We start from the raw sequence: 23,614 nt of genomic DNA on the forward strand, positions 1-23,614 counted from the left end.
TTGTTTTCTCATTGCGTCGTTTGGGAAACCTTTCTTTGAATAACATGAAACTCTTCGGCCCACTTGCAGGAGGCGCGGGATTATTCCTGTGCCTCTTCGGCAACTTCCTTCCCGCCGCCTGCGGCGCTCAAAAATCCATGTCTCCGTTGAAACCCATTGCTCCACGCTGTGAATACGCCTCATCTCCAATGGGGGTAGACACCGCAACACCCCGGCTTTCCTGGGGACTGGAAAGCGCGATCCGTGAACAGCGGCAGACGGCGTATCAGGTGATTGCGACGACCCAGGAAAGACAGGTCTGGGACAGCGGCAAGGTTCTTTCCGCCCAAACCCAGCAAATTGAATACTCAGGAGCTCCATTGCAGTCGGCGCAAGGCGTTGCCTGGAAAGTGCGCGTCTGGGATCAACACGGCGTCGCTTCGCCCTGGAGCCCGACCGCACGCTGGACGATGGGCATCCTGAGCCTGGCGGATTGGGGCGCGGCCCGATGGATCGGCGCGCCCCCGACAACAGAAGCCGCCACCGATTCGCTGCTTCTGCGGCGGCAGTTCCTGGTAAAGCCGCGCCTGACGCGCGCGCTGGCGTTCGTGTGCGGGCTGGGCCAGTACGAGATGTCGGTCAACAGCGTGAAGGCGGGCGACGATGTGCTTGCGCCGGGCTGGAGCAAGTACGACAAAACATGTCTCTACGACACTCGGGATATCACATCTCTGTTGCGCCCAGGCCCCAACGCCATCGGGCTTCTGCTGGGCAACGGGATGTACAATGTCCATGGCGGACGCTACACAAAGTTCACCCGATCGTTTGGCCCGCAAAAGGCGATCTGCCGGATGCGCCTGGAGTACGCCGACGGCTCCGTGCAGACAATCGACAGCAACGGCGCCTGGCGCACGGCTCCCGGCCCCATCACGTTTTCCTCCGTCTATGGAGGGGAAGATTACGACGCCCGGCTTCTGCCCATTGGCTGGAGCAGTCCTCGCTTTAACGACGATCGATGGGAGCGCGCGGCGATCCTCTCCGGTCCCGGCGGAGAGTTGCGCGGAATGAGCGCCGCCGCCCCGCCGATTCGGACATTTGAGGCGTTCACGCCGGTCGCCGTCAAACAATTACGGCCAGGCGTCGCCGTTTACGACCTTGGGCAGAACGCGTCGATCATGCCGCGCGTCACCGTCACCGGCCCGGCGGGATCAACCGTTCAAATCATTCCCGCCGAACTCATCCATAAAGATGGATCGGTGGACCGCGCGTCGGTGGGCGACGCTCCTGCTTACTGGAAATACACGCTGGCGGGAAATGGCGCGGAGAGTTATTTCTCCAAGTTCTACTATCATGGATGCCGCTACCTTCAGGTGGAGGTCAGCAGCCCGGGCGGAGCCGCGCCGCCGGTCATCCACTCCTTGAGCGGCGTGGTGATCGGTTCCGCTTCTCCCTCCATCGGCGAGTTTCATTGCTCCAACGATCTGTTTAACCGCATCCACACCCTGGTCCGATGGGCCCAGCGGAGCAACATGGTCAGCGTCATGACGGATTGTCCCCACCGAGAGCGACTGGGCTGGCTGGAGGAAGACCATCTCAACGGACCGTCCCTGCGCTACAACTTCGATTTGAACCAGCTCTTCGGCAAGATCGAAAGCGACATGGCCGATTCGCAGACTCCCGAGGGGCTGATCCCGAGCATCGCGCCGGAGTATCCGGTCTTCGGCGGCGACTTCCGCGATTCTCCGGAGTGGGGCAGCGCGTCCATACTGGTTCCATGGCAGCAGTATGAGTTTACCGGCGACTCCGCCCTGCTCCGGCGCCGCTATGACGTGATGCGGCGCTACCTCGATTATCTGACCGGCAAGGCCAAAGGGCATCTCCTCGAATATGGCCTTGGCGATTGGTATGACATTGGTCCCAATCCGCCGGGCTACTCGCAGTTGACGCCTAACGGGCTGACCGCCACCGCGTTTTATTATCAGGACGCCGTGATTGTCGCCCGCGCCGCCCAGATGCTGGGGCACACGGAGGACACGACGCGATACGATGCTCTCGCCGAACAGATCAAAGCGGCGTTCAACGCCAAGTTCTGGAACGCTGAGACCGGGCAGTATGCGACCGGCTCCCAGACCGCCAACGCGATTCCGCTCGTGATGGGCCTGGCGCCCGCCGCCGCGCGTCCATCGCTCGTCGAGGCGCTCGTCAGCGATGTTCAACGCCATGGAAACGCCGTCACGGCGGGCGATGTTGGGTATCGTTATTTGCTGAAAGCATTGCAGGAAGGCGGACGTTCCGACGTGATCTTCGCAATGAACAATCAGTCAGACAAGCCAGGCTACGGCTACCAGCTCAAGATGGGCGCGACAAGCCTCACCGAAGCCTGGGACGCCCTCCCCAGTTCGTCGCAAAATCACTTCATGCTCGGCCAGATCAACGAATGGTTCTACGGAGGCCTGGCAGGCATCCAGTTCGACCCAAACGCCCCAGGGTTTCAGAAGATCGTGATCAAGCCGGCAATCGTCGGAGACATCACTTCAACACGAGCCAGCTATGATTCCGTCCAAGGACGAATTATCAGCGCCTGGAAACGAGATGGAGCCACGCTCACACTGGACGTCACGATCCCGCCCAATACGACCGCGACCGTCTACCTGCCGACGCGTGATCGGGCATCCGTGAGGGAAAATGGAAAAGCCGTTTCCAAAGCGAAAGGCGTTCAGTTCTTGAGAAACGAAGACGGAGTCGGCGTCTACCAGATCGAATCCGGGCATTACACGTTCACGGCTCTCTATTGACGAGATCCGACTCGCCTCTCCCTATTCTGGGCTCATTGCGGTAGTTTTTCCCGACCCCACAATAAATTACGGGGCTGGGGGTTGCTTCGCAACTAGTGCCCAAAGGGCGCCCACCGTGCCGGACGGAAGATAATTTCGCTAGCATTTCTTATTTTTCCGTCCGGCACGGACGGTCGGCGCGAAGCGCCCCCAGCCGGGTAATTCATTGCCCGGTACGCGAAACCTTACCCCACCAACGCCTCCATCTCATCGATCATTCCCGACAGAACCCCGAACGCCGCTGTGATCGGCGCGGGCGAGGTCATATCGATCCCGGCGAGTTTTAAGGCGTCCAGCGGATAGAGCGAACCGCCGGCTTCCAGGAACGCCAGATAGCGGTCGGCGGCGGGCTGGCCTTCGGCGAGGACTTGCTGGGCGAGGGCGTTCGCCGCCGAGATGCCGGTCGCGTATTGATACACGTAGTAGGCGCTGTAAAGATGGCCGAACTGCGCCCAGGTGATCCCGAGGCGCGGCTCATCCAGCTCCACGGCGTCGCCGTAGCCTTCGCGGAACAGCGCAACGATCTTGGCGGACATGCTGTCCGCCGTGACGGGCTGGCGGGTTTCGAGGCGGGTGTAGAAATCCAGCTCGAAGGCGGCCAGCGTCGGCATCACGAACAGATAACGATGGAAGTTGCTGATCGCTTCCTCCAGCACTTGCAGGCGGATATTGCGGTCGGTGACCGTCTTGAGGAGATGCGCGCGCACCATCGCCTGATTGAAATTCGACGCCGTTTCGGCGGCGAACAGCGAATAGTCGGCGTACACATACGGCTGTTTTTCCCAGCTCAAATATGAGTGCATCGAGTGGCCTAACTCGTGCGCCAGCGTGCTCAGGGAAAGGAAATCGTCGTCGTAGTTCATCATGATAAACGGGCGCGTTCCATACGTTCCCGAGGAGAACGCGCCGCTGCCCTTGCCGACATTCGGCCACGCGTCCACCCATCGATCTTCGAGAAGCCCCCGGCGCATCGGGCCGAGATAGCGTTCGCCGAGCCGCGCCATGCCGTCGCAGATGATCTCCACGGCCTGCGCGAACGGCAGCGGCGAGCGGTTTTTGGTCAGCGTCGCCGGGCTTTCGTAAAGGGGGACATCGTAACCGTGCAGCTTCTCCACTCCCAGTCCCTTGCGCAGCACATTCCAATAGCGATGCCAGACGGGCAGGTTCTCTTTCACGGCGGCGAGCAGGTTGTCCACGACGACGCGCGGGATGGCGTCGGTGAGAATGCGTGAGTGCAGGACGTTCTCATAACCGCGCGTCCGGACTTTGAAGATCTGGGATTTCCCGGAGGTCGTCAAGCACGCCGCCAGCGTGTTCTTCATGCCGAGATATCCATCGGCGTACGATTCCCAGGCGGCTTTGCGCACGGCGCGGTCGGCGTGCTGCACAAGCGAGGCCACCGAGCCCTGCGCGACTGTCAGGCGCTCTCCGGACGGCGTGACGGCGTCAGCGAACTTCAAGTCGGCGTCGATCAGCGCGCTATGCGCGGCGTGCGGCCCGGCGGAGATCTCGCCCACCTGCGCCAGAACTCCCTCGACTTCGGACGACCGCACATGCGGTTTGGTCAGCGCCAGCGTGTCAAACCGATGTCGATACAGATCCAGCTTCGGCTCGTCGGCCTGAAACGTTGCGAGGGCCTCGGCGGAAATCGCTAGAAAGTCGGGATCGTAGAACGCGACCGCCGTGCTAAATCGAGTATGGAGCTCCCGCGCCCGACTGGTCAGCGCCTGCGCCTCCTGATCCCCCGCGTCGCCCGCCGCAAGCATCCCCGCATAAAGCCACACCGGCTCCAGCGCCTGCGACACCGCCTCGATCTCCTCCGTCGCCTGCAGCAGCAGCGCCCCCGATTCCCCGATCCGTCCCTCAAAACGCGCCAGCCCAGGGATCTTGGCGTCCACGGCGGCGAACGCCGCCTCCCACTCTTCCCGGGACGCGAACACACTTTCCACCGCCCACTGGCGCTCCAGCGGGACGTCCTGACGACGAGGCAATGTCTGGCTCATAATGCGGCTCCTTAAAATTCAAAAATCCCCAGCGTTGCGATTACGTGGGGATTTTAGCATGGATCCGTCAAAACAATGTCACAGGGGGGCAAGCCCACCCCCGGCGCTTCGCGTGGCCAACCCACCCCGGCGCTTCGCGCCACCCCTCCCGCCGACGGGAAGGGTTTGTAGGATTGCCTCTGACGAAAGCCGCCTGCGATAACACACTCTGAAATCACCCTTCCCGTCGGCGGGAGGGGTGACGCGAAGCGCCGGGGTGGGTTTGCCCGGGGTCGGCCGAAGCGCCGGGGGTAGGTTCCCCGAAGGGTGCGCCAAAAGCAATCTAATCCGTCGCCTTGCCCCTCGGGGGAATATAAGTCGGCTCGGTCGGCGGCGTGGACTTTGTGCGTGGGAATGGGATCTGAACGACGGTGTTGCTTTGCGTCTCCGTCACGTAAATCGATTTGCCGTCCTTGGAGAAGCACAGATTGGTGATGTTCTTGCCGGCGTTGACGGGGTACCGGTCCACGATCTGCCCGGAGGGATCGATTTTGACGACGAGGCCATCGCCGAAGACGGCGACGTACAGGAAGCCGTCCTTGCTGAAGCGCATGCCGTCGCCGCCGTTCTTCTCGCTGACGGTGGTGAACACGCGCCGGCTTTCCGGCGCGACGACGCCGCTGGCGGTGATGTCGAACGCGAGGATCGTGTGCTCGGGCGAGATGACGACATAGAGAGTCAGGCCGTCCGGCGACAGCGCGATCCCGTTCGGGAAGCGCAGGCCGTCCGCGATCTTCGTGACCTGGCGCGTCCCCGGCGCGGCGTAGTAGACGGCGCCGACGGGCTCCTCCCACGAGCCGGCGGGGTCGGTGAAGTACAGGCCGCCCTTGCCGTCGAACACAAGATCGTTCGGGCCGCGCAGGGCGCCGCCAGCCTCATTCTTATCTACAATGGTGGTGATCTGCTTCGAGGCCGTGTTGATGCGCACGATGCGCTTCGCCGCGTGATCGGCGACATACAGGAAGCCGTCGACGCCCATCGTCGCCCCATTGCCCTTGCCGCCGTCCGGGAGGGTCGCCCACGCAGCATCGAACTTACCGCGCTTCAAGTCGATCCGGGAGATGGCCGACGACTCGCAGTTAACACAGTAGAGATACTGCCCGTCCGATGAAAGCGCCGGTCCTTCCGGAAACTTCAGGCCCCTGGCGAGAACGCGCTGCTTGGGGGGAGTGGGACCGGAGTTTTTCTCTGAATTCGCCTGGGACGCGTACGCAAGGAGCGCGCCGACAGAGAACAGCGCGGCGAAACCAAAGTGCATTGTGGAGGACCTCCGAGGGGCGCAATAAAAAAAGCGAGGGCCGCATTGGGCTCCCGCTACGCTTTGCAAACACCGTTTGTTTGCGCGAATATGAATGTATTATATCACGAAACATGGCGATTGTCAATTCAGAAATATGGCGATTAGAAATCTTAAAATTGCGCATTATTCAGAGATCATGGTTATCGAAACGTGGCAAAACCAAAACCAGAGTGACCAGAACACGCGAATTTTAACGAACCGCGATCTCTTATTTGTCTCAAATAAATACGGCCAAATAATTTGCAATCGCGACAGGAATAAGAAACGAAAAATTGGGGAATAGTAATCCAATGATATTGGCCTGGTTGCTTGCCGTGGATCGATAGGCGAGTGTATAATCCAGGAAGCCGCTTACCGCGTCGTTCCGCTGCTTTCCCCGCAGGTAGTCCGATGAGTCACCCATGCGGCGGAAAGACCCGTCATGCCCGATTCTAATCCAATGACCGTCCTCAATGTGGACGACAACGAGCAAAAGCGATATATTGTTACCCGCATGCTTCGCGCGGAAGGTTTTAACGTCATCGAAGCGGAGAACGGGACGGAGGCGCTGCGCATGGCTCAGGATCAACCAGACCTGATCGTGCTCGATGTCAAGCTTCCGGATATCAGCGGCTTTGAAGTCTGCCAGATCCTCAAGGCGGACCCCGAAACGAACTCCATTCCCGTGCTCCACCTGTCGGCCCATTACACCAAAAGCGGCGACCGCAGCGAGGGACTGGACCGCGGGGCGGACGCGTATCTTACTCACCCCGTGCATCAGCAGGAACTGGCCTCCACCGTGCGCGCCCTGCTGCGTATGCGCACGGCGGAGAACAATGCCAAGGCGCTTTACGAGCGCGAGCGCCGAATTGCCGAAACCCTCCAGCGCGCCCTGCTTCTCACGGTTCCCAGCGACACCTATCCCGGCCTCGACGTCTCCACGTTTTACCATCCCGCCTGGGAAGAAGCAAGCATCGCGGGCGACTTCTTCGACACCTTCGCGCTGCCCGGCGGCAAGGTGGCGCTGGCGGTGGGCGATGCGTCCGGCAAGGGACTGGCGGCCGCCGCGCATACTGCGGAAGTGAAATATGCGCTGCGCGCGATCCTGCATGAAACGCCGCAGCCCGACCTGGCCCTTTCCCGCCTCAATGATTTCCTGTGCCACTCTTATCACACACACGGCTATGGACTGGAGCTGGTGGTGGCGCTGGCCGTCGCGGTGGTGGATCTGACGGCCGGCGAAGTGCGGTTCGCCTCGGCGGGCGCGGAGCCTCCCCTGCTTTTGAGCGGCGGCGGCGTCTCGGAATCGATGACGGTCGGCGGCCTGCCGCTGGGCGTATACGCCGGGGTCGAATATTCGGTGCAGACGAAGATGTTGGAGATTGGCGACACCATTCTAATTACAACGGATGGGATTACCGAAGCCCGGCGCAATGGAGACTTTCTGGATTATGAAGGCTTTATCGAGCTTGCCGAGCGTTTCCAGCATTCGCCCAAGACCAAGCAGTATGGCGAGGCAATCGTCGAAGAGGCGCGCGCCTTCACGGGCGGCAAGTTTCAAGACGACGTATGCCTGCTGATCGCTCGCCGAGTCTAAATCCAACCCACGGACTTTAAAATGACAATGATCGATCTGAATTTAGGAGCAACACTGTGACAATACCGGCGGGCGCAAGCCGCATCACCGAAATCCTCAACAACCACGAGAGCGAACTCTTACAGGAATGGCTCGCCGAACAGCGCCAATCCGGAGCCGCCCGCCCCGACCTGATCCCGGCGACGGAGCTTCAGGAACAGGGACGCGAATTCGTCGCGCTGCTGCGTCAGGCCGCCCAATCCGGAGATTTCAGCAATATCCAGGCGCCGGCCTGGTCCGGCGTGCGGGACTTGATTACCGAGCTGTCGCGGACGCGGGCTCGGCTCGGGTTCACTCCCACCGAAGTGGCGACATTCGTCTTCTCGTTCAAGCAGCCCCTGTTCTCCGCATTGCAGCGCGCGCATGGGGACGATTCGAACAGCCTGCTCGCCGATATCTGGACGGTCACGAAGCTGCTGGACAAGCTGGGCCTTCTGACGACGGAATCGTACATGAAGTCGCGCGAGGAGATTATTGCCCGGCATCAAGAGGAGATGATGGAGCTTTCCACGCCGGTCGTGCAGCTCTGGCAGGGAATTGTCGCCCTTCCGATCATCGGGACGCTGGATAGCGCCCGGACCCAGATCGTGATGGAAAACTTGCTCCAGGCGATCGTGGACACGGGATCGGAAACGGCGATTATCGATATCACGGGTGTCCCCACGGTAGACACCCTGGTCTCGCAGCACCTGCTCAAGACCGTCGCGGCGGCGCGGCTGATGGGCGCCGAGTGCATCATCAGCGGCATCCGGCCGCAGATCGCGCAGACCATCGTGCACCTTGGCGTGGAGCTGACGGACGTCACGACGAAGGCGACGCTCGCGTCGGCCTTCGCGCTCGCGCTGCAGCGGCGCGGAATGACGGTCGGCAAAGTCGCTCAGTTCAAGTCGTAAGGAGACGTTTTTGGAACGCATCCCAATCTTGCAAATGGGCTCTTTCTTGCTCGTGACGATCCAAGTGGACATGCACGACCGCCTCGCAATGACCCTTCAGGACGATCTGACCACGAAAATCGTGCAAAGCGGCGCAAGCGGCGTGCTGATCGATATCTCGGCGCTGGATATTGTCGACTCGTTCATTGGGCGAATGCTGGGGAATATCTCGGCGATGTCCCGAGTGCTCGACGCCGATACCGTCGTCGTCGGCATGCAGCCGGCTGTCGCGATTACGCTGGTGGAGCTGGGCCTCTCCCTTCCGGGCGTCCGCACCGCGCTGAACGTGGAAAAAGGCATGGGAATCCTCAGAACGACGCAGACGTTATTCGGGGAGGAAGAGAGCGGCGATGGCAGTCCGGAAGAGTGAGACGATGCCGATCCGCACCCAGGCGGACATCGTCCATGTCCGCCAGGCAGTCCGCGTCTGGTCTGTCGACATCGGCATGCGTCTGGTGGATCAGACAAAGATTGTTACGGCCGCCAGCGAGCTCGCCCGTAACACGCTGGAGTACGGCGGCGGAGGCGACCTGCTGATCGAAGCGCTGTCCGAAGGGATACGCGCCGGCCTGCGCCTGACCTTCACGGACCAGGGCCCCGGCATCGCCGACATCGCGCTCGCCCTGACCGACGGCTACACCTCCGGCGGCGGTATGGGCATGGGGCTGAGCGGATCCAAACGCCTCTCCAGCGAGTTTGAGATCGAATCCCAGGTCGGCGCCGGCACGACGGTTCGAATCACGCGCTGGAAATAAGTTACGGAATTTGAGAAATTGTCATATCCTTATGAACACATCCACGGCTCTGGAAATCACAGACGCCACCTTAGTCGGCGAAGCGCGCAGGCGCGTCGCCTCACTCACGCACTCCCTCGGATTCAATGAGGAAACACGCGGCCGCGTCGCTCTGATCGTCACGGAGCTGGCGACCAATATTCTCAAGCACGCCCAAACCGGCGAAATCGTCTTCCGGGAGCTGCGCGAAGGCGACGCCGCCGGCATTGAGATCCTCTCCCTCGATCGCGGCCCGGGAATCAGCAACGTCGCCCAGAGTCTCGCGGACGGTTACTCGACGGCCGGCACCCCCGGCAACGGCCTGGGCGCGGTGGTCCGTTTGTCCTCCACCTTCGATATCTATACGCAAAGCGGCGCGGGCACAGCCATCCTGTCGCGGATCTGGGATCGCCCGACATCCTTTGTCCAGCCCGGCGCGCCGCTGGAGATCGGCGTCGTATGCGTCCCCAAGCCCGGCGAAACCGAGTGCGGCGACGCGTGGTCGTCGAGCCAGTCTCCGCAGCGGTGCAGCCTGTTCGTCGCCGATGGTTTGGGGCACGGCCCGGTCGCGGCCGAAGCCTCGCGCGAAGCGGTCCGCGTCTTCGACGCGGTTGCCGAGACATCGGACTCCAAGCGCATCATCGAAGCCGCGCATCTGGCGCTGCGCAGCACGCGCGGCTCGGTCGTCGCCGTTGGACAAATCGCGCCCGAGGATGGGATTCTGCGCTACGTGGGCGTCGGAAATATCAGCAGCACGCTGCTGACGCCCGAAGGCACGCGCAGTCTGGTGTCGCACAACGGCACGGTCGGCCAGACGATGCGGACGCTGAATGAGTTTACCTATCCATGGCCGCGCACGGCCCTGCTGGTGATGGCGTCCGACGGCCTTCAGTCACAATGGACGCTGGATAAGTATCCCGGCCTCGCCTCACGCCATCCTTCCCTGATCGCCGGCGTCCTGTACCGGGACTTCAACCGCCGCCGCGACGATGTGACCGTGCTTGTCGCCCGCTGGAAGGAACGCGCCACGCAATGAGAAGCCGTCTGATGACCCTGGAGATTAAATACGAGCAGGACGTCGTGCATACCCGGCAGCGCGCGCGCCACATCGCCGCCCTGCTCGGGTTCGACGGTCAGGATCAGACACGCATCGCGACCGCCGTTTCGGAGATCGCGCGCAACGCTTACCAATATGGCGGCGGCGGCCACGCCGAGTTCGCCGTCGCGGTGAAGGCGCCCGCGACGCTGGAGATCCGTATTGAAGATCGCGGGCCGGGGATCAGCCGCCTCCAGGACATCTGGGACGGCCGGTACCAGTCGTCCACGGGGATGGGAATGGGACTGATCGGCGCCCGGCGCCTGATGGATCGCTGCGATGTCGAGACAAGGCCGGGCCAGGGCGTGCGCGTGTCGATGGAAAAGCGGCTGCCGGGCAATGCGCCGGCCGTGACCGCGCAGCGGCTGCGCGAGATCTCGGAAGAGCTCACGCGCGTCGCGCCCGTCACGCCGTTCGACGAAGTGCGCCGCCAGAATCAAGAGCTGCTGCTGGCGATGGAGCAGGTGCGGGAGCGAGAAACCGAGCTGCTTCGGCTCAACACGGAGCTGGACGAGACCAACAAAGGCGTCATCCAGCTTTACGCCGAACTCGACGACAAAGCCGATTCGCTTCAGGAGGCGTCAGAACTCAAGTCCGCATTCCTGTCCAATGTGACGCACGAGTTCCGCACGCCGCTCGGCTCTATTGTCGGCCTGTCGCAATTTCTGCTGGACCGGTTGGACGGCGATCTGACAACCGAACAAGAAAAGCAAGTCACGTTCATCCATAAGTCCGCGCAGACTCTCATGGAGATGGTCAACGACCTGCTGGACCTGGCGAAGATCGAATCGGGAAAAACCGAGATCCGCGCCAACGCCTTCACCGTCGCCGATACGTTCGCCGCCCTGCGCGGCATGTTCCGCCCGCTCGTCATCCCTGGCGGCGTCGCCCTGGTCTTCGAGGACTGCCCCGACATTCCCAGCCTGCACACCGACGAAGGCAAAGTCTCTCAGATCCTGCGCAACCTGATCTCCAACGCCCTCAAATTCACCGAGACCGGCGAAATCCGCGTCCGCTGCGAAGTCGACCCGGGCGACCTCATTTCCTTCACCGTCTCCGACACCGGCGTCGGCATCGCCCCCGAAGACCAGGACCGCGTCTTCGAAGAGTTCAGCCAGGTCGAAGGCGCCCTCCAGCGCAAAGTCAAAGGCACCGGCCTCGGCCTCCCCCTCTCCCGAAAACTCGCCCGCCTCCTCGGCGGCGACGTCACCCTCGAAAGCGCCCCCGGCGTCGGCTCCACATTCACCGCCACAATCCCGAGGACGTATAGCGAGCCGGGTTAGCTACCACACGCGGGTAACGCCCCAGGGCGCGTAAGCGTCGAATGAAGTATCGGGCGACAGAACAACGAGCGGCTTGGTTGTTTCATTTCCTAGGATGCTGATTGCGGCAAGCAAGCGATCAAAGGGATCGGGATGGGCGGGAGGAAGCAGTAAGAATTGCTGGATGCACTCTACTGTTAATGGCTGTATCTGAATACCTTCCCGAACGCAAAGAGTTGACAGGATAGAGACACTTCCTCCTGGGAACGAGAGCTTTCCGACGGAAGTCTTCATCGCAAGCTCCCAGAATGAGACAACACTGACGACCGCTTCATTACCAGAAGTATTGATCAGGGACAAAGCCGCCAGCGATAGTTTCTCACTTTCACCGTTAGCAAACCATAACAGCGTGCAGGTATCGAAAAGATATCTCACTACAGATAGTCTCGCATTGCTTCCGTGAGATCTACCTCCAGCAAAGCGTCCGTATCAACTCCCGCAAAGAGCGCTTTGGCAAAACCAAGGCGCGGAGGGGCCTTGAGCCCACGCAAACGGTCATATTCCTCGCGCGGGATTGCGACATATTTATCCACCGACGCGACGACGTAACGTGGTGAACCGTTACGCTCCACCGTTACCGGCTCGATATCCGCAGCGTTCCAGAGATCGCCAATCCGATTTTTCACATCCGTGGCGGACATCGTCGGCATCGTCATTTCCCCTTCTAAGCTCTTATAATTATACCGAGAATTAGACAATATCGACAGAATTAGCTATCTACTCCGTCAGCCGTTTGCGCCCCACGGATAAAATCTCATCGGAGAGCGCAGGGGCGGCGTGGGCGATGGCGCGGGAGAGCACGAGGGAGCCGATCATGCTGCTGAGGGTGCTGATGGCGCGCTCGCGGACGGCGGCGGTTACCGTTTCGGGATCGGCACCGTCTTCGATCATCTCGCGTGTGAGCTGCTTCTCAAAGATCGTCACGAATCCTTCAATCCCTTTGGCGTAGGCGCACTGCACCGCGTCGCCTTGCCGCGCGGTGTCCACCACCAGCGCCGCGGCAGGGCATCCGCACGCGGGGTTATCCCGGTGATCGGCGGACAAGTATTCTTCGAGATTTTTCTGAAAGACCTTCAGAGAGCCGTCCGGATCGGCGTCGTACACTTTATTGAGACCGGCGACAGCCTGGCTGAACGCCGAATCGCAAACCTCCGCCACCAGCGCCTCCTTAGACGCAAAATGATTGTAGAAACCGCCATGCGTGAAGCCGGCCGCCTTCATCAGATCGTTTAAGCCGACGCCGTCGATCCCCTGCTCTCGAAACATCCTCGCAGCCGCATCGATAATCGCCTGTCGGTTCTGCGCCGCCTGCTCCTTGGTGACTTTCATAACGTCTCTTTCCCTCCCCTCGCCTCCCATCAAACGCACCGCTGACAATGGACCGCCAGCAACAATGATGGTCATCATGAAAAACTTTTGGGAACGCTTGACAATGATGATAGTCTACATCATAATATTAATAATGTCAAACGACATTATTAAAAGAGAAGATTAAGGAGACACATAGATGAGTAAGCTTACAGGCAAAATCGCCCTTGTGACCGGGGCGTCCAAAGGCATCGGCGCATCCATCGCCAAACACCTCGCCGCCGAGGGCGCGACAGTAGTCGTCAATTACGCCACCAGCCAGTCCGGCGCGGACAAGACCGTCGCCGAGATCGCCGCCGCCGGCGGAGCGGCTTTCGCCATTCAGGGAGACTTCTCGAAGCCGGAGGATATTTCGCGCGTGTTCGCCGCGATCGAAGAGAAATATCAGAAGCTCGATATTCTCGTTAACAACGCCGGCGTCTACGGGTTTGGGCCTTTGGAGCAGATCACTCCTGAAGATTTCCAGCGTCAGTTCGGCCTCAACGTGCTCGGGCTGCTGCTTTCCACCCAGGCCGCGCTTCCCCTCTTTGGCTCTGCGGGCGGCTCCGTCATCAACATCGGCTCCGCCGTCGGCAAGATGTCTCCCGCCTACGGCTCGATTTACTCCGGCACCAAAGGCGCGGTCGATTCCATCACCGTCTCGCTTTCCAAGGAACTGGGAGCGCGCAAGATTCGAGTCAACGCCCTCAATCCCGGGCTCGTCGAAACCGAGGGAACGACGACCGCCGGCTTTACCGACGGCGAATTCCATGACTTCGCTCTGAACACCACCCCGCTCGGCCGCATCGGCGCGCCGGAAGACATCGGCCGCGTCGCCGTCTTCCTGGCGTCCGACGACTCCTACTGGGTCAACGGCCAGCAGATCATCGTCTCCGGCGGACAGACGATGTAGGCGCAACAATGCTTTGCCGCAGAACTCAGGCGTGGATGCGCCCATAACGCCGTCCACGCCTGAAATGCCTTCTCCGAAGCCTGCGTATAAGGATCAGCAGTTCCATCACAACGGTCTCAAACGCTGCAAATACGGCCTCGTTGTCTTCAGAATATAGGTCTTTCGCGAAGTCGACCACTTCCAGATCTGCGATGTCATCTTCTGTGCGCCGGCCTTCATGCCCACGTCGCTGTAAATCGGCCAATAATCGGGCGTTACGACAACTTCGGGAATTGTGTCACCATCCAAATCGACAAATTCCGGACGATGTTTGTCGTTTGAGTGGGCGCAGTGAACATCAAGCACGCGCTTCCACTGATTGCCTGGAAATTGAGCAAAAATCATATACTCGCGCGAAGCTCCTGCGTTAAATCCACAGCATACCAAAACGCCCTTCGTTTCAATGTCATCCGGACTCTCCGTATTGTCTAACGGGGCGCGCCATTCCGAAACGCTCATGATCTCTCGGCTGTCGAGGAAAATGCGATACGGCTTTCCACCTCCCTCAATGGTCAACTGATCTCCGGAAATGTCATTTGGATAAGCTCTGCACCATGTCACACGATAGTCATATAGATCGCATTGATGTGGCGCCTGCAAAACTTCCTTGGAAGTTAACACGACGCCTCGATACAAGCGCGAAGTGATATGATTGCTTGAAACGGGGACGCACGCTCCGGCTACGCTCAGCAATAGAGTGATTACGGAGATATGGAGGAGGCTTTTCATCGAAGGCGATACTCCTACTGCCAGAACTGATAGACGGGTATTCGAGTGATAATCCCCCAGATGTTCAGGATCGCCCCTGGGATGAACTGTCCCAGAATTAACCCATAGAAAAATGGCAGCGACGCCTGGTAGGCGCGGACGGTCCCGAAGCGGATGAGAAGGGATTTGCAGAGCCAGGCGAGGAAGAGCGGGAACCACATGAGGTTCATTTCCCAGGAGCCCGTGACGGCGTAGGCGAGTGGGTGGAAGGGCCACCACCAGAACCGGATGCGCATGAATTGGAGGAATCCGGCGAAGAGGAAGCCGACGATCATGGCGCCGCTGACGCGGAGGTTCGGCGCGGCGGGCGCCCGCAGCCATGTCGAGTAGCGGTCCCATGCCTCCGGGCCGAAGGTTCCGTAGATTTTCGCCGTGCCGCCGTAATAGTAGTAGCAGTGCAGCATTGCCCAAAACGCGCAGATCATCCCGACGCCGCCGGCGAGCAGCAAGACCCAGAACCAGCGGCGGGTTTCCCGGCGCGCGGAGGTCTGATCGGCCATTGAGAAGGCTTCGAGCTGAAACGGCATCGGATGACTGCGATAGGCGCGATTGAACCAGTAGAACAGACTGAAAACGCCCAGGCCCTGCGCGCCGATCGCGCGCGGGCCGAGCAGGTCCGTAAGCGTCCAGTCCGGTCCCGTGAAGTGCAGGTCGTGGACCGGCGTGCCCAGCTCCGCGCGCATCCGGGTGATGGCGAGCGCCAGCGCCAGGTAGATGACGAAGAAGAGGATCGCCAGCCACCAGGCGAGTCCCAGGGTGACCGCGAACCCGATCAGCGCCGCCAGGCCAAGACCGATCCCCAGAAAGGCCGTGCGGTACCGCATCGGCTCGTCCGAGTCGTCAAGATCGGAAGGGCGGCCGAGCGCGCGGCGCGCGACTTGAACGAAGTAACGGCGGCTCACCCAAAGCGTCGAAACGCAGAACAGCATATAAGCGCCGAACGCCTGATAGTTGGCGTAGGGCATCCGCGAATCGGAATCCCAGGCGTTGGCGACCACCAGCACCGACTGCATTTTCCAAAAGATATAGAAAAACCAAACGGAGAACAGGAAGTCGAGCGGCATCAGCATTCCCAGGCCGATCAGGAATGGGTAGAACGCGAGCGGCGTCCATCCCATCGCCTTCCAGGGCTGCTGCGTGAAGTACTGCGCGAGGTCCCAGTAACTCTGTCCGGCGCCGGGCCCAAGCGCGGGGATCGCCGGAAAGTAATAGTTGAGGGAGTTGGTCCCGTCCATGGCGGCCGCGATGGCGAAGCCCAGAAGGAACAGCTTCTGCCGGATCAGCGGAACGCCCGATTGGCCGCGCCCGCCCGGCTGGGCGTCGGTAAGCTCCAGCGGAATCTTGGTCAGCGGGAAACCCAGACGCTCGTTGTCCGCCCACTGCTTTCGGATCAGCACGTTGACACACTGCATCACGAAGAGCAGCACGACCACGAAGGTCGTCCACACAACCATGGGAAGAAGCCAGGCGTGCAGGTGCTGCGGCGTGTAAAGGCTGTCGTTTCCCTCCCAAAATCCCTTGGCGGCGCCGCTGTCGGCCATCATCGCCCATCGCGGCAAGTGCGGCCAGAGCAGCAGCTGGTAGTTGTTGGCCGCGGTCGCCTGCGAGAACGGCCAGCTCAGCGATGGGATCAGCACCTGGATGAAATCGTGGCTCGCCATACAGGAGCCTATATTCACCATGGCGTAGATCAGCAGCAGCTCTCCCTGACGCAGCGCCCACTTTTTTCCCAGGAAACGCGCCACAGCACTATTGATCCCGACCAAAAAAACCAATATAAATACCGTGTTGAAGAACAGCGATACGGTTGTCGGATGCGCGGAGTAACGAACGCGCTCCATCAAAATCAGCCAAAAGGCGTTGACTGGCAATAACGCCAATCCGATCAGAACGGCCCGAAGCGTCACGCTTCGATACCCCTGCGATCCCGAGTCCGCCGCCACCGCCGGAGCGCCTTCGCCCGGCGCCTCCGCCTCGTTCTTATTCATGTCATGGAAGTTAGACACGCTCGCTCCGAACTCCTGCCACCGGGCGAAGCTCCGTGCAAGCAAACATACTTAGTAATACGAAAAACAGAAATAATGAAGCAAGTAATCACAATATTAAGAAAAAATAAATATAAAATTTTTGCATTCAGATTCGAAAATTTGCCGGAATCCATGTTATTGTATGTATGGGCGCCAAGCTTTAATATCAGAGCAGAAGCCGCAGTATCATCTTCCAACCTTCTGTCAGCTCTTTTCAACCTCAATCGTAAGAATCTCTCGCCGAAGGAAGTGATACCTGTGAAAATCCGAGCATTTGCACGCCAAATCGCCGGCGCGATCGCCGCGCTATGTGTAATATCCCATCCGGCAGACGCCGCTCAAGCCAGGATTACTCTGGCCGGCCACCTTCCCGTTGCCGCCCTTGCAAACGCGCAAGCGGTCGATCAGGTCCCGGATAGCGATCCGATTCCGCTCGCTTTGACACTGCCGCTCCGCAACACCGCGGAGCTTACCGATTTGATCAATCGGCTCCAGGATCCCTCCGATCCTCTGTACGGGAAGTACCTTAAGCCCAGCGAATTCACGCAGCGATTTTCTCCGACGCCGGAGCAGTATCAAAACGCAATCTCGTTCGCCCGCGCCAACGGCTTCACGATCACCAAACAGCATGCAAACCGATTGCTGCTGGATGTGTCGGCTCCGGCGAAGGCGACGGAAAACGCGTTTGCCGTGCGTCTCAACCGCTACCTCGGGTCCAATGGGCATGCGTTTTACGCCCCGGACCGTGAACCTTCCCTGCCGGCGTCGATGCAAGGCGTCATCGCCAACATCGTCGGTCTCGACAACTCCACGGTCTGGCGGCCGCACAACTCCCTGGTGACGCCCGCCAACATCGCGCAAAATCCCAATCAGATCGGCACTGGCCCCGGCGCCGGCATGACGCCCAACGATATCCGCGCGGCGTACGGCCTGACCGGCGTCACGCCGACCGGCGCCGGGCAAACGCTGGGCTTGTTTCAGCTGGACGGCTATTCCCCGACCGACATCACGTCGTACCAGACCAAATACGGCCTGCCGAATATCCCGATTCAGAATGTTTATGTCGGCGGCCTGACGGGGCCGACCGGCGATGTGGGGGGCACGGGCGAAGCGACTCTGGATATCGAGCTTCAGATGGCGCTGGCTCCCGGAGCCAGCAAGATCGTCGTCTATCAAGCTCCCAATACCGGGGCGGGCATCCTGGCCTGCTACAATCAGATCGCCAACGACGATCTCGCCACTTCCGTCAGCACGTCCTGGGGAACTCCCGAAGGGAATATTCCTTACAACGTGCTCGACTCCGAGAACGCGATCTTCCAGCAGATGGCGGCGCAGGGGCAGACGATGTTCGCCGCATCGGGCGACAACGGCGCCTATGACGACGGCGCCACGCTCAGCGTCGACGACCCGGCGGCGCAGCCCTACGTCACCGGGGTCGGCGGCACAACGCTTGCGACAACGAAGGCCGGAGGAACGTGGGTCTCGGAAAAGCCCTGGGCCAACGCCGCCGACAAATCACGCAGCCGCCTTGGCTCCGGAAGCGGAGGCGGGTTCAGCTCCTACTGGCCTTTGCCTTCGTATCAATCGGGCTTTATCTCGGTGGCGTCGCAGGGCTCTCTCATCTCGCGAAACGTACCGGATGTCGCGCTGGCCGGGGATACCTCCACAGGCTACTCGATCTTCTTCAAAGGCGGCTGGTACATCTTCGGCGGCACGAGCTGCGCGGCGCCGGTGTGGTCGGCGTTCGCCGCGCTCGTCAACGAGCAGCGCGCCACGGCGGGGCTGTCCCCCCTGGGCTTCGCCAACCCCGCGCTTTACAACCTTGCCAAAACCGCCAGCTACGCGACGGACTTCCACGATTCCACCACCGGAACGAACCTGTTTTACCCGGCGGTCACGAAATACGACCTGGCGACCGGGCTTGGCTCCTTCAATGGAATCAACCTGCTCAGCGACCTTGCGCCGCTTCCCGTTGTCACTAACCCCACGCCCCCGAAATCTCCGACGGGCGTGACGGCCGCCGCCGGCAGCACGCAGATCTTCCTGTCCTGGTCCGCTGTCAGCGGCGCGACCAGCTACAACATCTACCGTGGGACAAAAGCGGGCGCAGAAGCGACGACCGCCGTCAAAACCGGCGTGACGTCTCCCTCGATTGCCGACACGGGGCTGACTAACGGAACCACTTACTACTACAAAGTGACCGCCGTGAGCGGCGGAGGCGAAAGCGCCCAATCCGCGGAAGTCAGCGCGAAGCCGTCGAGTACCGCATTCGTGCAGATCCTGGGCGATCCCGGATTTGAAAGCGGATCATCCTCAACGCCATGGGTCGCCTCCAGCGGCGTCATCAGCCCCAACGCGGCGTACAGCGGCGCATGGAAGGCGGCGATCTGCGGGACTGTCAATGTCTCGGATTACCTGTACCAGCAGGCGACAATCCCGGCGACCGCCATCTCAGCGAAACTCTCCTTCGCCCTGAAGATCACCACGACGGACTCACTCACCGTGCGCCACGATTATGTCTACATTCAAGTTCGGGACGCCGCCACGGGAGCCGTCCTTGGAAATCTCGGCTACTTCTCGAACATGAGCGCATCATCGTCGTATTCGACGAAGAGTTACAGTCTGACCGCGTACAAAGGCAAATCGATCCAGATTTGGCTTTACGACAGCCAGGACGCCACGCTGCCGACAACCTTCTACGTCGACAACTTCGCGCTCAACGTCCAATAAAAGCGGCAAGACAAAGCTTACCCGGCGGCGATCGTACAATCGCCGCCGGGTAAGCTTTGTCTACATTTCCGTGCGGATGCATCACGCGCTCCGGCGAGGCTCCAGCCCAACGAACAGGCGACTGTCGGTTTCCGTGAGCGGATCGGTTTCTCCGGCGGCCGCCGCGCGGGCGAAGACCGCTCCTGGATACTGAGCGCGCATCGCGCGCGCCAGCACATGACGGCCGCCGATCGAAACCGGCTGCGGGGCGTCCAGGGTCATCTCTCGCCGCACTTCCCGATACCAGGATTGCCGCAATCCCAGCGCCAGAAGCGTCGACTCCTGCGGGGTCAGCCCCTCGACCAATCCGCGGCGAATGACGGCCGTGTCACCGTGGATATCCTTCACGCTTCCCCACCCGATGACGTAGTAAAGCAGCAGCCGGATCACGCCGCGCGCGCCGCTCATGATGGAAAGCCGCGCGGGGTCGAGATCGTTATCCTCGAAGGTCTCCTGACGCGTGAGCATATCCGTCAGCTCCTCGGCGTATCGAGGCCATTTCTCAAGCCACTCCCCGACGCCGGGCTTCGGCGGCAGATCCAGCGTGCGCCCGAGAAACGGCCCGATGGACCACCCGGACCGTTTCGCCGCCTCGAAGCCTCGCCGGCGCAGACGCTCGGCGGCGCCAATCGCCGCCAAGAGACCCTCGCGCTCGAAGATACGCATTAAGGCGTTCGTCACCTCTCCCTTTGTCAGCAGTCCAGCCGGCGGCGGATCGATCCCCAGAGCGATCAGCTCCGCGCGGCCATTATCGCTAAGGCTGAGCTGGGCGAGGCCCCAGTGCGCGTCCTGAGACGGACGCACATTCTCCAGCAGACGAGGGTTGCGCGCCAGAAAGGCGTTCAGCGTCAGCAGAGCGCCGGCTTCGCGCTGCCCCGCCTCCGTGACCGGAAGGAACACCGCCCCCAAATCTCCGTCGAAATCCGCATTCATCAGCGATGTGATCGCTGCGGGAATCCGAATGACGCTTCCCTGGTCCCGCCGTGGACGCAGCGCCAGCAGCGGCGTATGCACATGCTCCGGCTGGGAATAAAGCGTCGGTGACGAAAGCAGCACCCACGAACGCTCCATCAGAGCATCGAGCGCCCTCGCCGCTTCGGGCGTTCTCTGAACGATCGCGTCCGGGTGAGGATAGTCACGCATCAGCATGGGGGCGAACAGCGCCCAGGCCATCTCGTCCGGCAGTGAGATCTGATCGAGCGCCAGAGCGTGATCTGGAGACAGCACGGCACGGCCGCTGAAGACGACGCTTTCGCTCCAGCGCAGATCCTCCGGACTGACCAGCGCTTCGAAGTAGGAGCCCACGTTTGTTTCGAGCGCCGCGACGCCTTTCCGGACCAGCGTCTCCGGAGCGCCGGAGCGTATCAGACGCTCCACCTGCGCGTTCACCTTGACGACGGCCTCATATTCCGCGACATCCGTACGAACGCCGATTGATGCGACGTATGTCCCGCGAAGCCAGGGATGCGCCACGGGCCGCGCAAGCTCCAAACCGCCGTCGGGAGACTGCAATGCAAATTCGATTCCGGCGTCCACCCGCTCGGCTTTGATCCCGGCGGCGGCCAGGCGCGAGGTGAGATTTGCAAATGCGGGCGAGGGAGACGGCGACTGTTCGACCGGGCCCTGAGCGATGCGCGCCGCCAGCGTGGACACTTCCGGGTTTCGCGTGGAGCGCGTCTGATACAGTTCCCGGATGGTCTCGTACGCGCCGATCTCGCGCAGCGCCGCGTATTCCAAGTGGCGCAGGGTTTGACCGGAATACGCTGTCCCATCCGCATCACTCCCAGCTCCCCCACCGGCCCCCGTGGTATAAGAAATCTTCGTAATCGCTTCAAAATCCAGACGCCCCCAGTAGACCCAACCCACGCAGCTCGTCCTGTCCAGCGCGGGGCCGTCCTTGCCGAGTGTTAAGAGATCCAGACCGTCTTCGGGTAATCCCAAATCCTTCAGCAGGGCGCGCAGATCTTCCTGGGACGGCCCGCGAAACGGCGGCGCGAGAAACGGTTCTCCGGTAAGATGCGCGATGCGTCCGGCGGCGGCTTCCCATAGCTGCCCCAGGTTGAGCCGCGTGATGACGCCGGAGGGCGAGTAGACCAGATCGACGGGCGCGCCATTCAGATGCGGCATCTCGTCGTCCGGCAGAATGCGGCTCACCGTACACTTTGCCCCATGCCGGTTCGAGAGGCGGTCCCCGGCTTGAAGCGGCGTATACGCCTCTCGGTAAGACTGAGTCGGAGCGGGTTCCGTGGAAAAACGGCGGGCGCACGATTCACTGATCACAACGGCGTCTTCAAACGTATCCGCCCCCCAGGGCGCATACGCCGTCAGCAGGCTCCGTCCGCACCAAAAACCGGGAGTATCCGGCTCGTACCCCGTCTGCACGATGGCCGGCTCCGGCTTTGCCGTCGGCAGCCATTGGCGCATCATATTGCAGCTCATGATCAGCCGGGCGTCGGCGCTGTGCTCGATAAATGGAATCATCATCGCGGGCAGCCCGAAGCCCGCTTCCGGAGAATCGTCCACAATCACGAGCTTGCCGTCTCGGATCACCGCCCCCATCGCCACAGAGCAGATCTTATTGACGTTTCCCCCTTCAGGAGTCTCCAGCGGACTGACACGGCCGATGTTCGCGAAGGTGAGAGCGCCAGTGGCGCTTGGGATCACGAGCCGGCGCGCGTGGATCTTACGCGCAAGCCAGTTCGTTTTGTCCAGCCACTGCGCGTAGACGGACGAAAGCGATGTGGGAGGATCGTGGTAAAACGAATCGAACCACGTGTCGATCGGAAGCCAGGAGCGCAGAAGCGCTTCGTCCCAGGACAATCCCGCGGGCGCTTCGCCCAGACGCGCTTCGACATAGTCGTAAAGATGCTCGCCAATGCACTTGATATTGGCCGCCTCCAGGTCTTCCTGATCGGCGTAAGGCAGCACGATCCGCGGATGCGCCCAGGCCGGGCCGCCGAGCGCCGAGCCGTTGTCGCCGCCAAGCCAGAGCATCCCTTCTCGATCGGGGCGATGGAGTCCATCAAAGGTCGCCGAGATCTCGCTGCCTGACCCGAGCACGGAAACCGTGACCCGCGCGGTCGTCTCCGAGGGAAACTCCGCTGAGTATCCCGCGAGCGGAAGACGCTCGGAAAGCAATTCGGGAAGTCTTTCCTGGAGGAAGCGGTCATAAGACTCTTGGTGCCATGTCGTTTCCGTCATCTGGATCATTCGATGTCCTCCCATTCCTTCACCAACTCATTCCATTCCCGAGCCAGCTGCTGACGCGCGTGATAGAGCCGTGATTTGACCGTTCCGGTCGGGATGCCGAGCTTTTCCGCCGCTCCCGCCATCCCCATCTCGTCCTCATACACCAGCGTCCAGACCTCACGCTTCTCCTCGGACAACTGATCGACCATTCCGTAAAGACGCCGAACGCTCTCCGCGCGCTGCACCGCCTCATCGGGCGTTTCGGCGGCGTCCGCCACCCAGTCGGCGGGCCGACCCCGGTCGTCGTCGGCTGTGGGCGGCGGTTCGAGCGTCGTCTCGCGGCGGCGGCGTACCGATCGGAGCTGATTGAGGGCAAGGTTCGTCGCCATCCGAAACAGCCATGGCTTGACGCCCCCGCGCCCGTCCCACTGGTCCGCCCGGGTCCAAATCCGCAGGAATACCTCCTGAAGAAGATCCCCGGCGGCGTCTTCATCCCGGACGGTGCGCAGCAGATGCCGGCGCAGGGCGTCTTGATAGCGCTGGACGATTTGATCGAACGCCGCCTCATCCCGCTCCTGAATGCGCTCCATCAATTTGTCGTCACTGTTGGTCATCGGGTTCACTCACAGTACCAAAGACACCGGCGGACGAGTGCGGGTTCAACGCGGG

At 61.1% G+C, this 23,614-nt stretch carries 18 protein-coding genes; 9 read left to right on the forward strand and 9 right to left on the reverse strand.

The genetic code is table 11. The features are described 5' to 3' along the window. Positions 1-44: 44 nt before the first annotated feature. A complete protein-coding gene (locus D5261_RS02210) occupies positions 45-2,774 on the forward strand; it encodes a glycoside hydrolase family 78 protein (protein WP_245992638.1) in 2,730 nt (909 codons plus the stop codon). Positions 2,775-2,998: 224 nt separating this feature from the next. Here the strand turns inward: D5261_RS02210 and pepF are convergent, their stop codons facing one another. Further along, complete coding sequence (gene pepF, locus D5261_RS02215) at positions 2,999-4,816, reverse strand: oligoendopeptidase F (RefSeq protein WP_119323872.1); 1,818 nt, start codon at positions 4,814-4,816, stop codon at positions 2,999-3,001. Positions 4,817-5,138: 322 nt separating this feature from the next. After that, positions 5,139-6,113, reverse strand: coding sequence for an SMP-30/gluconolactonase/LRE family protein (locus D5261_RS02220; RefSeq protein WP_119323871.1), 975 nt, complete (start codon positions 6,111-6,113; stop codon positions 5,139-5,141). Between the two features lie 463 nt (positions 6,114-6,576). Here D5261_RS02220 and D5261_RS02225 point away from each other — a divergent pair, with 463 nt between their 5' ends. Genes D5261_RS02225 through D5261_RS02250 form a run of 6 tightly spaced genes read left to right on the forward strand, consistent with a single transcriptional unit; the run spans position 6,577 to position 11,854 of the window. Further along, positions 6,577-7,731 (forward strand): PP2C family protein-serine/threonine phosphatase, encoded by a 1,155-nt coding sequence (locus D5261_RS02225; protein ID WP_119323869.1) that lies wholly within the window; start codon positions 6,577-6,579, stop codon positions 7,729-7,731. 56 nt (positions 7,732-7,787) lie between these two features. Next, positions 7,788-8,663, forward strand: a complete 876-nt coding sequence (locus D5261_RS02230) for an STAS domain-containing protein (RefSeq protein ID WP_218025720.1) — start codon at positions 7,788-7,790, stop codon at positions 8,661-8,663. Positions 8,664-8,673: 10 nt separating this feature from the next. After that, positions 8,674-9,072 carry an STAS domain-containing protein gene (locus D5261_RS02235; RefSeq protein WP_119323868.1) on the forward strand — a complete coding sequence of 133 codons (399 nt, stop codon included), beginning with the start codon at positions 8,674-8,676 and terminating at the stop codon, positions 9,070-9,072. Then, positions 9,053-9,457, forward strand: coding sequence for an anti-sigma regulatory factor (locus D5261_RS02240; RefSeq protein ID WP_119323867.1), 405 nt, complete (start codon positions 9,053-9,055; stop codon positions 9,455-9,457). Before D5261_RS02235 ends, D5261_RS02240 begins: the two co-directional genes overlap by 20 nt. Before the next feature lie 31 nt (positions 9,458-9,488). Beyond that, positions 9,489-10,511, forward strand: coding sequence for an ATP-binding SpoIIE family protein phosphatase (locus D5261_RS02245; RefSeq protein ID WP_119323866.1), 1,023 nt, complete (start codon positions 9,489-9,491; stop codon positions 10,509-10,511). Further along, the gene (locus D5261_RS02250) at positions 10,508-11,854 is read left to right on the forward strand and encodes an ATP-binding protein (protein WP_119323865.1); all 1,347 of its coding nucleotides are present in this window, start codon (positions 10,508-10,510) and stop codon (positions 11,852-11,854) included. Before D5261_RS02245 ends, D5261_RS02250 begins: the two co-directional genes overlap by 4 nt. Here the strand turns inward: D5261_RS02250 and D5261_RS02255 are convergent, their stop codons facing one another. The 3 genes from D5261_RS02255 to D5261_RS02265 all read right to left on the reverse strand — a co-directional run bounded on the left by D5261_RS02255 (position 11,855) and on the right by D5261_RS02265 (position 13,222). Beyond that, positions 11,855-12,268, reverse strand: coding sequence for a type II toxin-antitoxin system VapC family toxin (locus D5261_RS02255; RefSeq protein WP_119323864.1), 414 nt, complete (start codon positions 12,266-12,268; stop codon positions 11,855-11,857). Next, positions 12,268-12,549, reverse strand: coding sequence for a type II toxin-antitoxin system Phd/YefM family antitoxin (locus D5261_RS02260; protein ID WP_119323863.1), 282 nt, complete (start codon positions 12,547-12,549; stop codon positions 12,268-12,270). The genes D5261_RS02255 and D5261_RS02260 overlap by 1 nt, the downstream gene beginning before the upstream one ends. A 61-nt stretch (positions 12,550-12,610) precedes the next feature. Beyond that, positions 12,611-13,222, reverse strand: a complete 612-nt coding sequence (locus D5261_RS02265; protein ID WP_119323862.1) for a TetR/AcrR family transcriptional regulator — start codon at positions 13,220-13,222, stop codon at positions 12,611-12,613. Between the two features lie 178 nt (positions 13,223-13,400). Here D5261_RS02265 and D5261_RS02270 point away from each other — a divergent pair, with 178 nt between their 5' ends. After that, positions 13,401-14,153, forward strand: coding sequence for an SDR family NAD(P)-dependent oxidoreductase (locus tag D5261_RS02270; RefSeq protein ID WP_119323861.1), 753 nt, complete (start codon positions 13,401-13,403; stop codon positions 14,151-14,153). Between the two features lie 105 nt (positions 14,154-14,258). On the opposite strand, the gene D5261_RS02275 is transcribed toward D5261_RS02270, so the two are convergent. After that, a complete protein-coding gene (locus tag D5261_RS02275; protein ID WP_125206243.1) occupies positions 14,259-14,921 on the reverse strand; it encodes a hypothetical protein in 663 nt (220 codons plus the stop codon). Between the two features lie 14 nt (positions 14,922-14,935). Continuing rightward, a complete protein-coding gene (locus tag D5261_RS02280; protein WP_125206242.1) occupies positions 14,936-16,966 on the reverse strand; it encodes a DUF6785 family protein in 2,031 nt (676 codons plus the stop codon). A 279-nt stretch (positions 16,967-17,245) separates the two neighbouring features. Here D5261_RS02280 and D5261_RS02285 point away from each other — a divergent pair, with 279 nt between their 5' ends. Further along, positions 17,246-19,717: a protease pro-enzyme activation domain-containing protein gene (locus D5261_RS02285; RefSeq protein ID WP_165864518.1), complete on the forward strand. Its 2,472-nt coding sequence runs from the start codon at positions 17,246-17,248 to the stop codon at positions 19,715-19,717. Between the two features lie 81 nt (positions 19,718-19,798). Here the strand turns inward: D5261_RS02285 and D5261_RS02290 are convergent, their stop codons facing one another. Both D5261_RS02290 and D5261_RS02295 read right to left on the reverse strand, forming a co-directional pair. Beyond that, positions 19,799-22,966 carry a hypothetical protein gene (locus D5261_RS02290; protein ID WP_165864517.1) on the reverse strand — a complete coding sequence of 1,056 codons (3,168 nt, stop codon included), beginning with the start codon at positions 22,964-22,966 and terminating at the stop codon, positions 19,799-19,801. Further along, positions 22,963-23,559, reverse strand: a complete 597-nt coding sequence (locus D5261_RS02295) for an RNA polymerase sigma factor (RefSeq protein WP_119323856.1) — start codon at positions 23,557-23,559, stop codon at positions 22,963-22,965. The genes D5261_RS02290 and D5261_RS02295 overlap by 4 nt, the downstream gene beginning before the upstream one ends. Positions 23,560-23,614: the final 55 nt, after the last annotated feature.

It is taken from the genome of Capsulimonas corticalis, from assembly GCF_003574315.2.
Lineage (GTDB): Bacteria > Armatimonadota > Armatimonadia > Armatimonadales > Capsulimonadaceae > Capsulimonas > Capsulimonas corticalis.

Excerpts from the sequence above, each read along its gene's own strand:
- D5261_RS02270 (WP_119323861.1), top strand. The coding sequence starts at position 13,401 with ATGAGTAAGCTTACAGGCAAAATCGCCCTTGTGACCGGGGCGTCCAAA.
- D5261_RS02275 (WP_125206243.1), bottom strand. The coding sequence starts at position 14,921 with ATGAAAAGCCTCCTCCATATCTCCGTAATCACTCTATTGCTGAGCGTA.
- D5261_RS02250 (WP_119323865.1), top strand. The coding sequence starts at position 10,508 with ATGAGAAGCCGTCTGATGACCCTGGAGATTAAATACGAGCAGGACGTC.
- D5261_RS02240 (WP_119323867.1), top strand. The coding sequence starts at position 9,053 with ATGGCAGTCCGGAAGAGTGAGACGATGCCGATCCGCACCCAGGCGGAC.
- D5261_RS02295 (WP_119323856.1), bottom strand. The coding sequence starts at position 23,559 with ATGACCAACAGTGACGACAAATTGATGGAGCGCATTCAGGAGCGGGAT.
- D5261_RS02290 (WP_165864517.1), bottom strand. The coding sequence starts at position 22,966 with ATGATCCAGATGACGGAAACGACATGGCACCAAGAGTCTTATGACCGC.
- D5261_RS02210 (WP_245992638.1), top strand. The coding sequence starts at position 45 with ATGAAACTCTTCGGCCCACTTGCAGGAGGCGCGGGATTATTCCTGTGC.
- D5261_RS02265 (WP_119323862.1), bottom strand. The coding sequence starts at position 13,222 with ATGAAAGTCACCAAGGAGCAGGCGGCGCAGAACCGACAGGCGATTATC.
- D5261_RS02245 (WP_119323866.1), top strand. The coding sequence starts at position 9,489 with ATGAACACATCCACGGCTCTGGAAATCACAGACGCCACCTTAGTCGGC.
- D5261_RS02220 (WP_119323871.1), bottom strand. The coding sequence starts at position 6,113 with ATGCACTTTGGTTTCGCCGCGCTGTTCTCTGTCGGCGCGCTCCTTGCG.
- D5261_RS02260 (WP_119323863.1), bottom strand. The coding sequence starts at position 12,549 with ATGACGATGCCGACGATGTCCGCCACGGATGTGAAAAATCGGATTGGC.
- pepF (WP_119323872.1), bottom strand. The coding sequence starts at position 4,816 with ATGAGCCAGACATTGCCTCGTCGTCAGGACGTCCCGCTGGAGCGCCAG.
- D5261_RS02225 (WP_119323869.1), top strand. The coding sequence starts at position 6,577 with ATGCCCGATTCTAATCCAATGACCGTCCTCAATGTGGACGACAACGAG.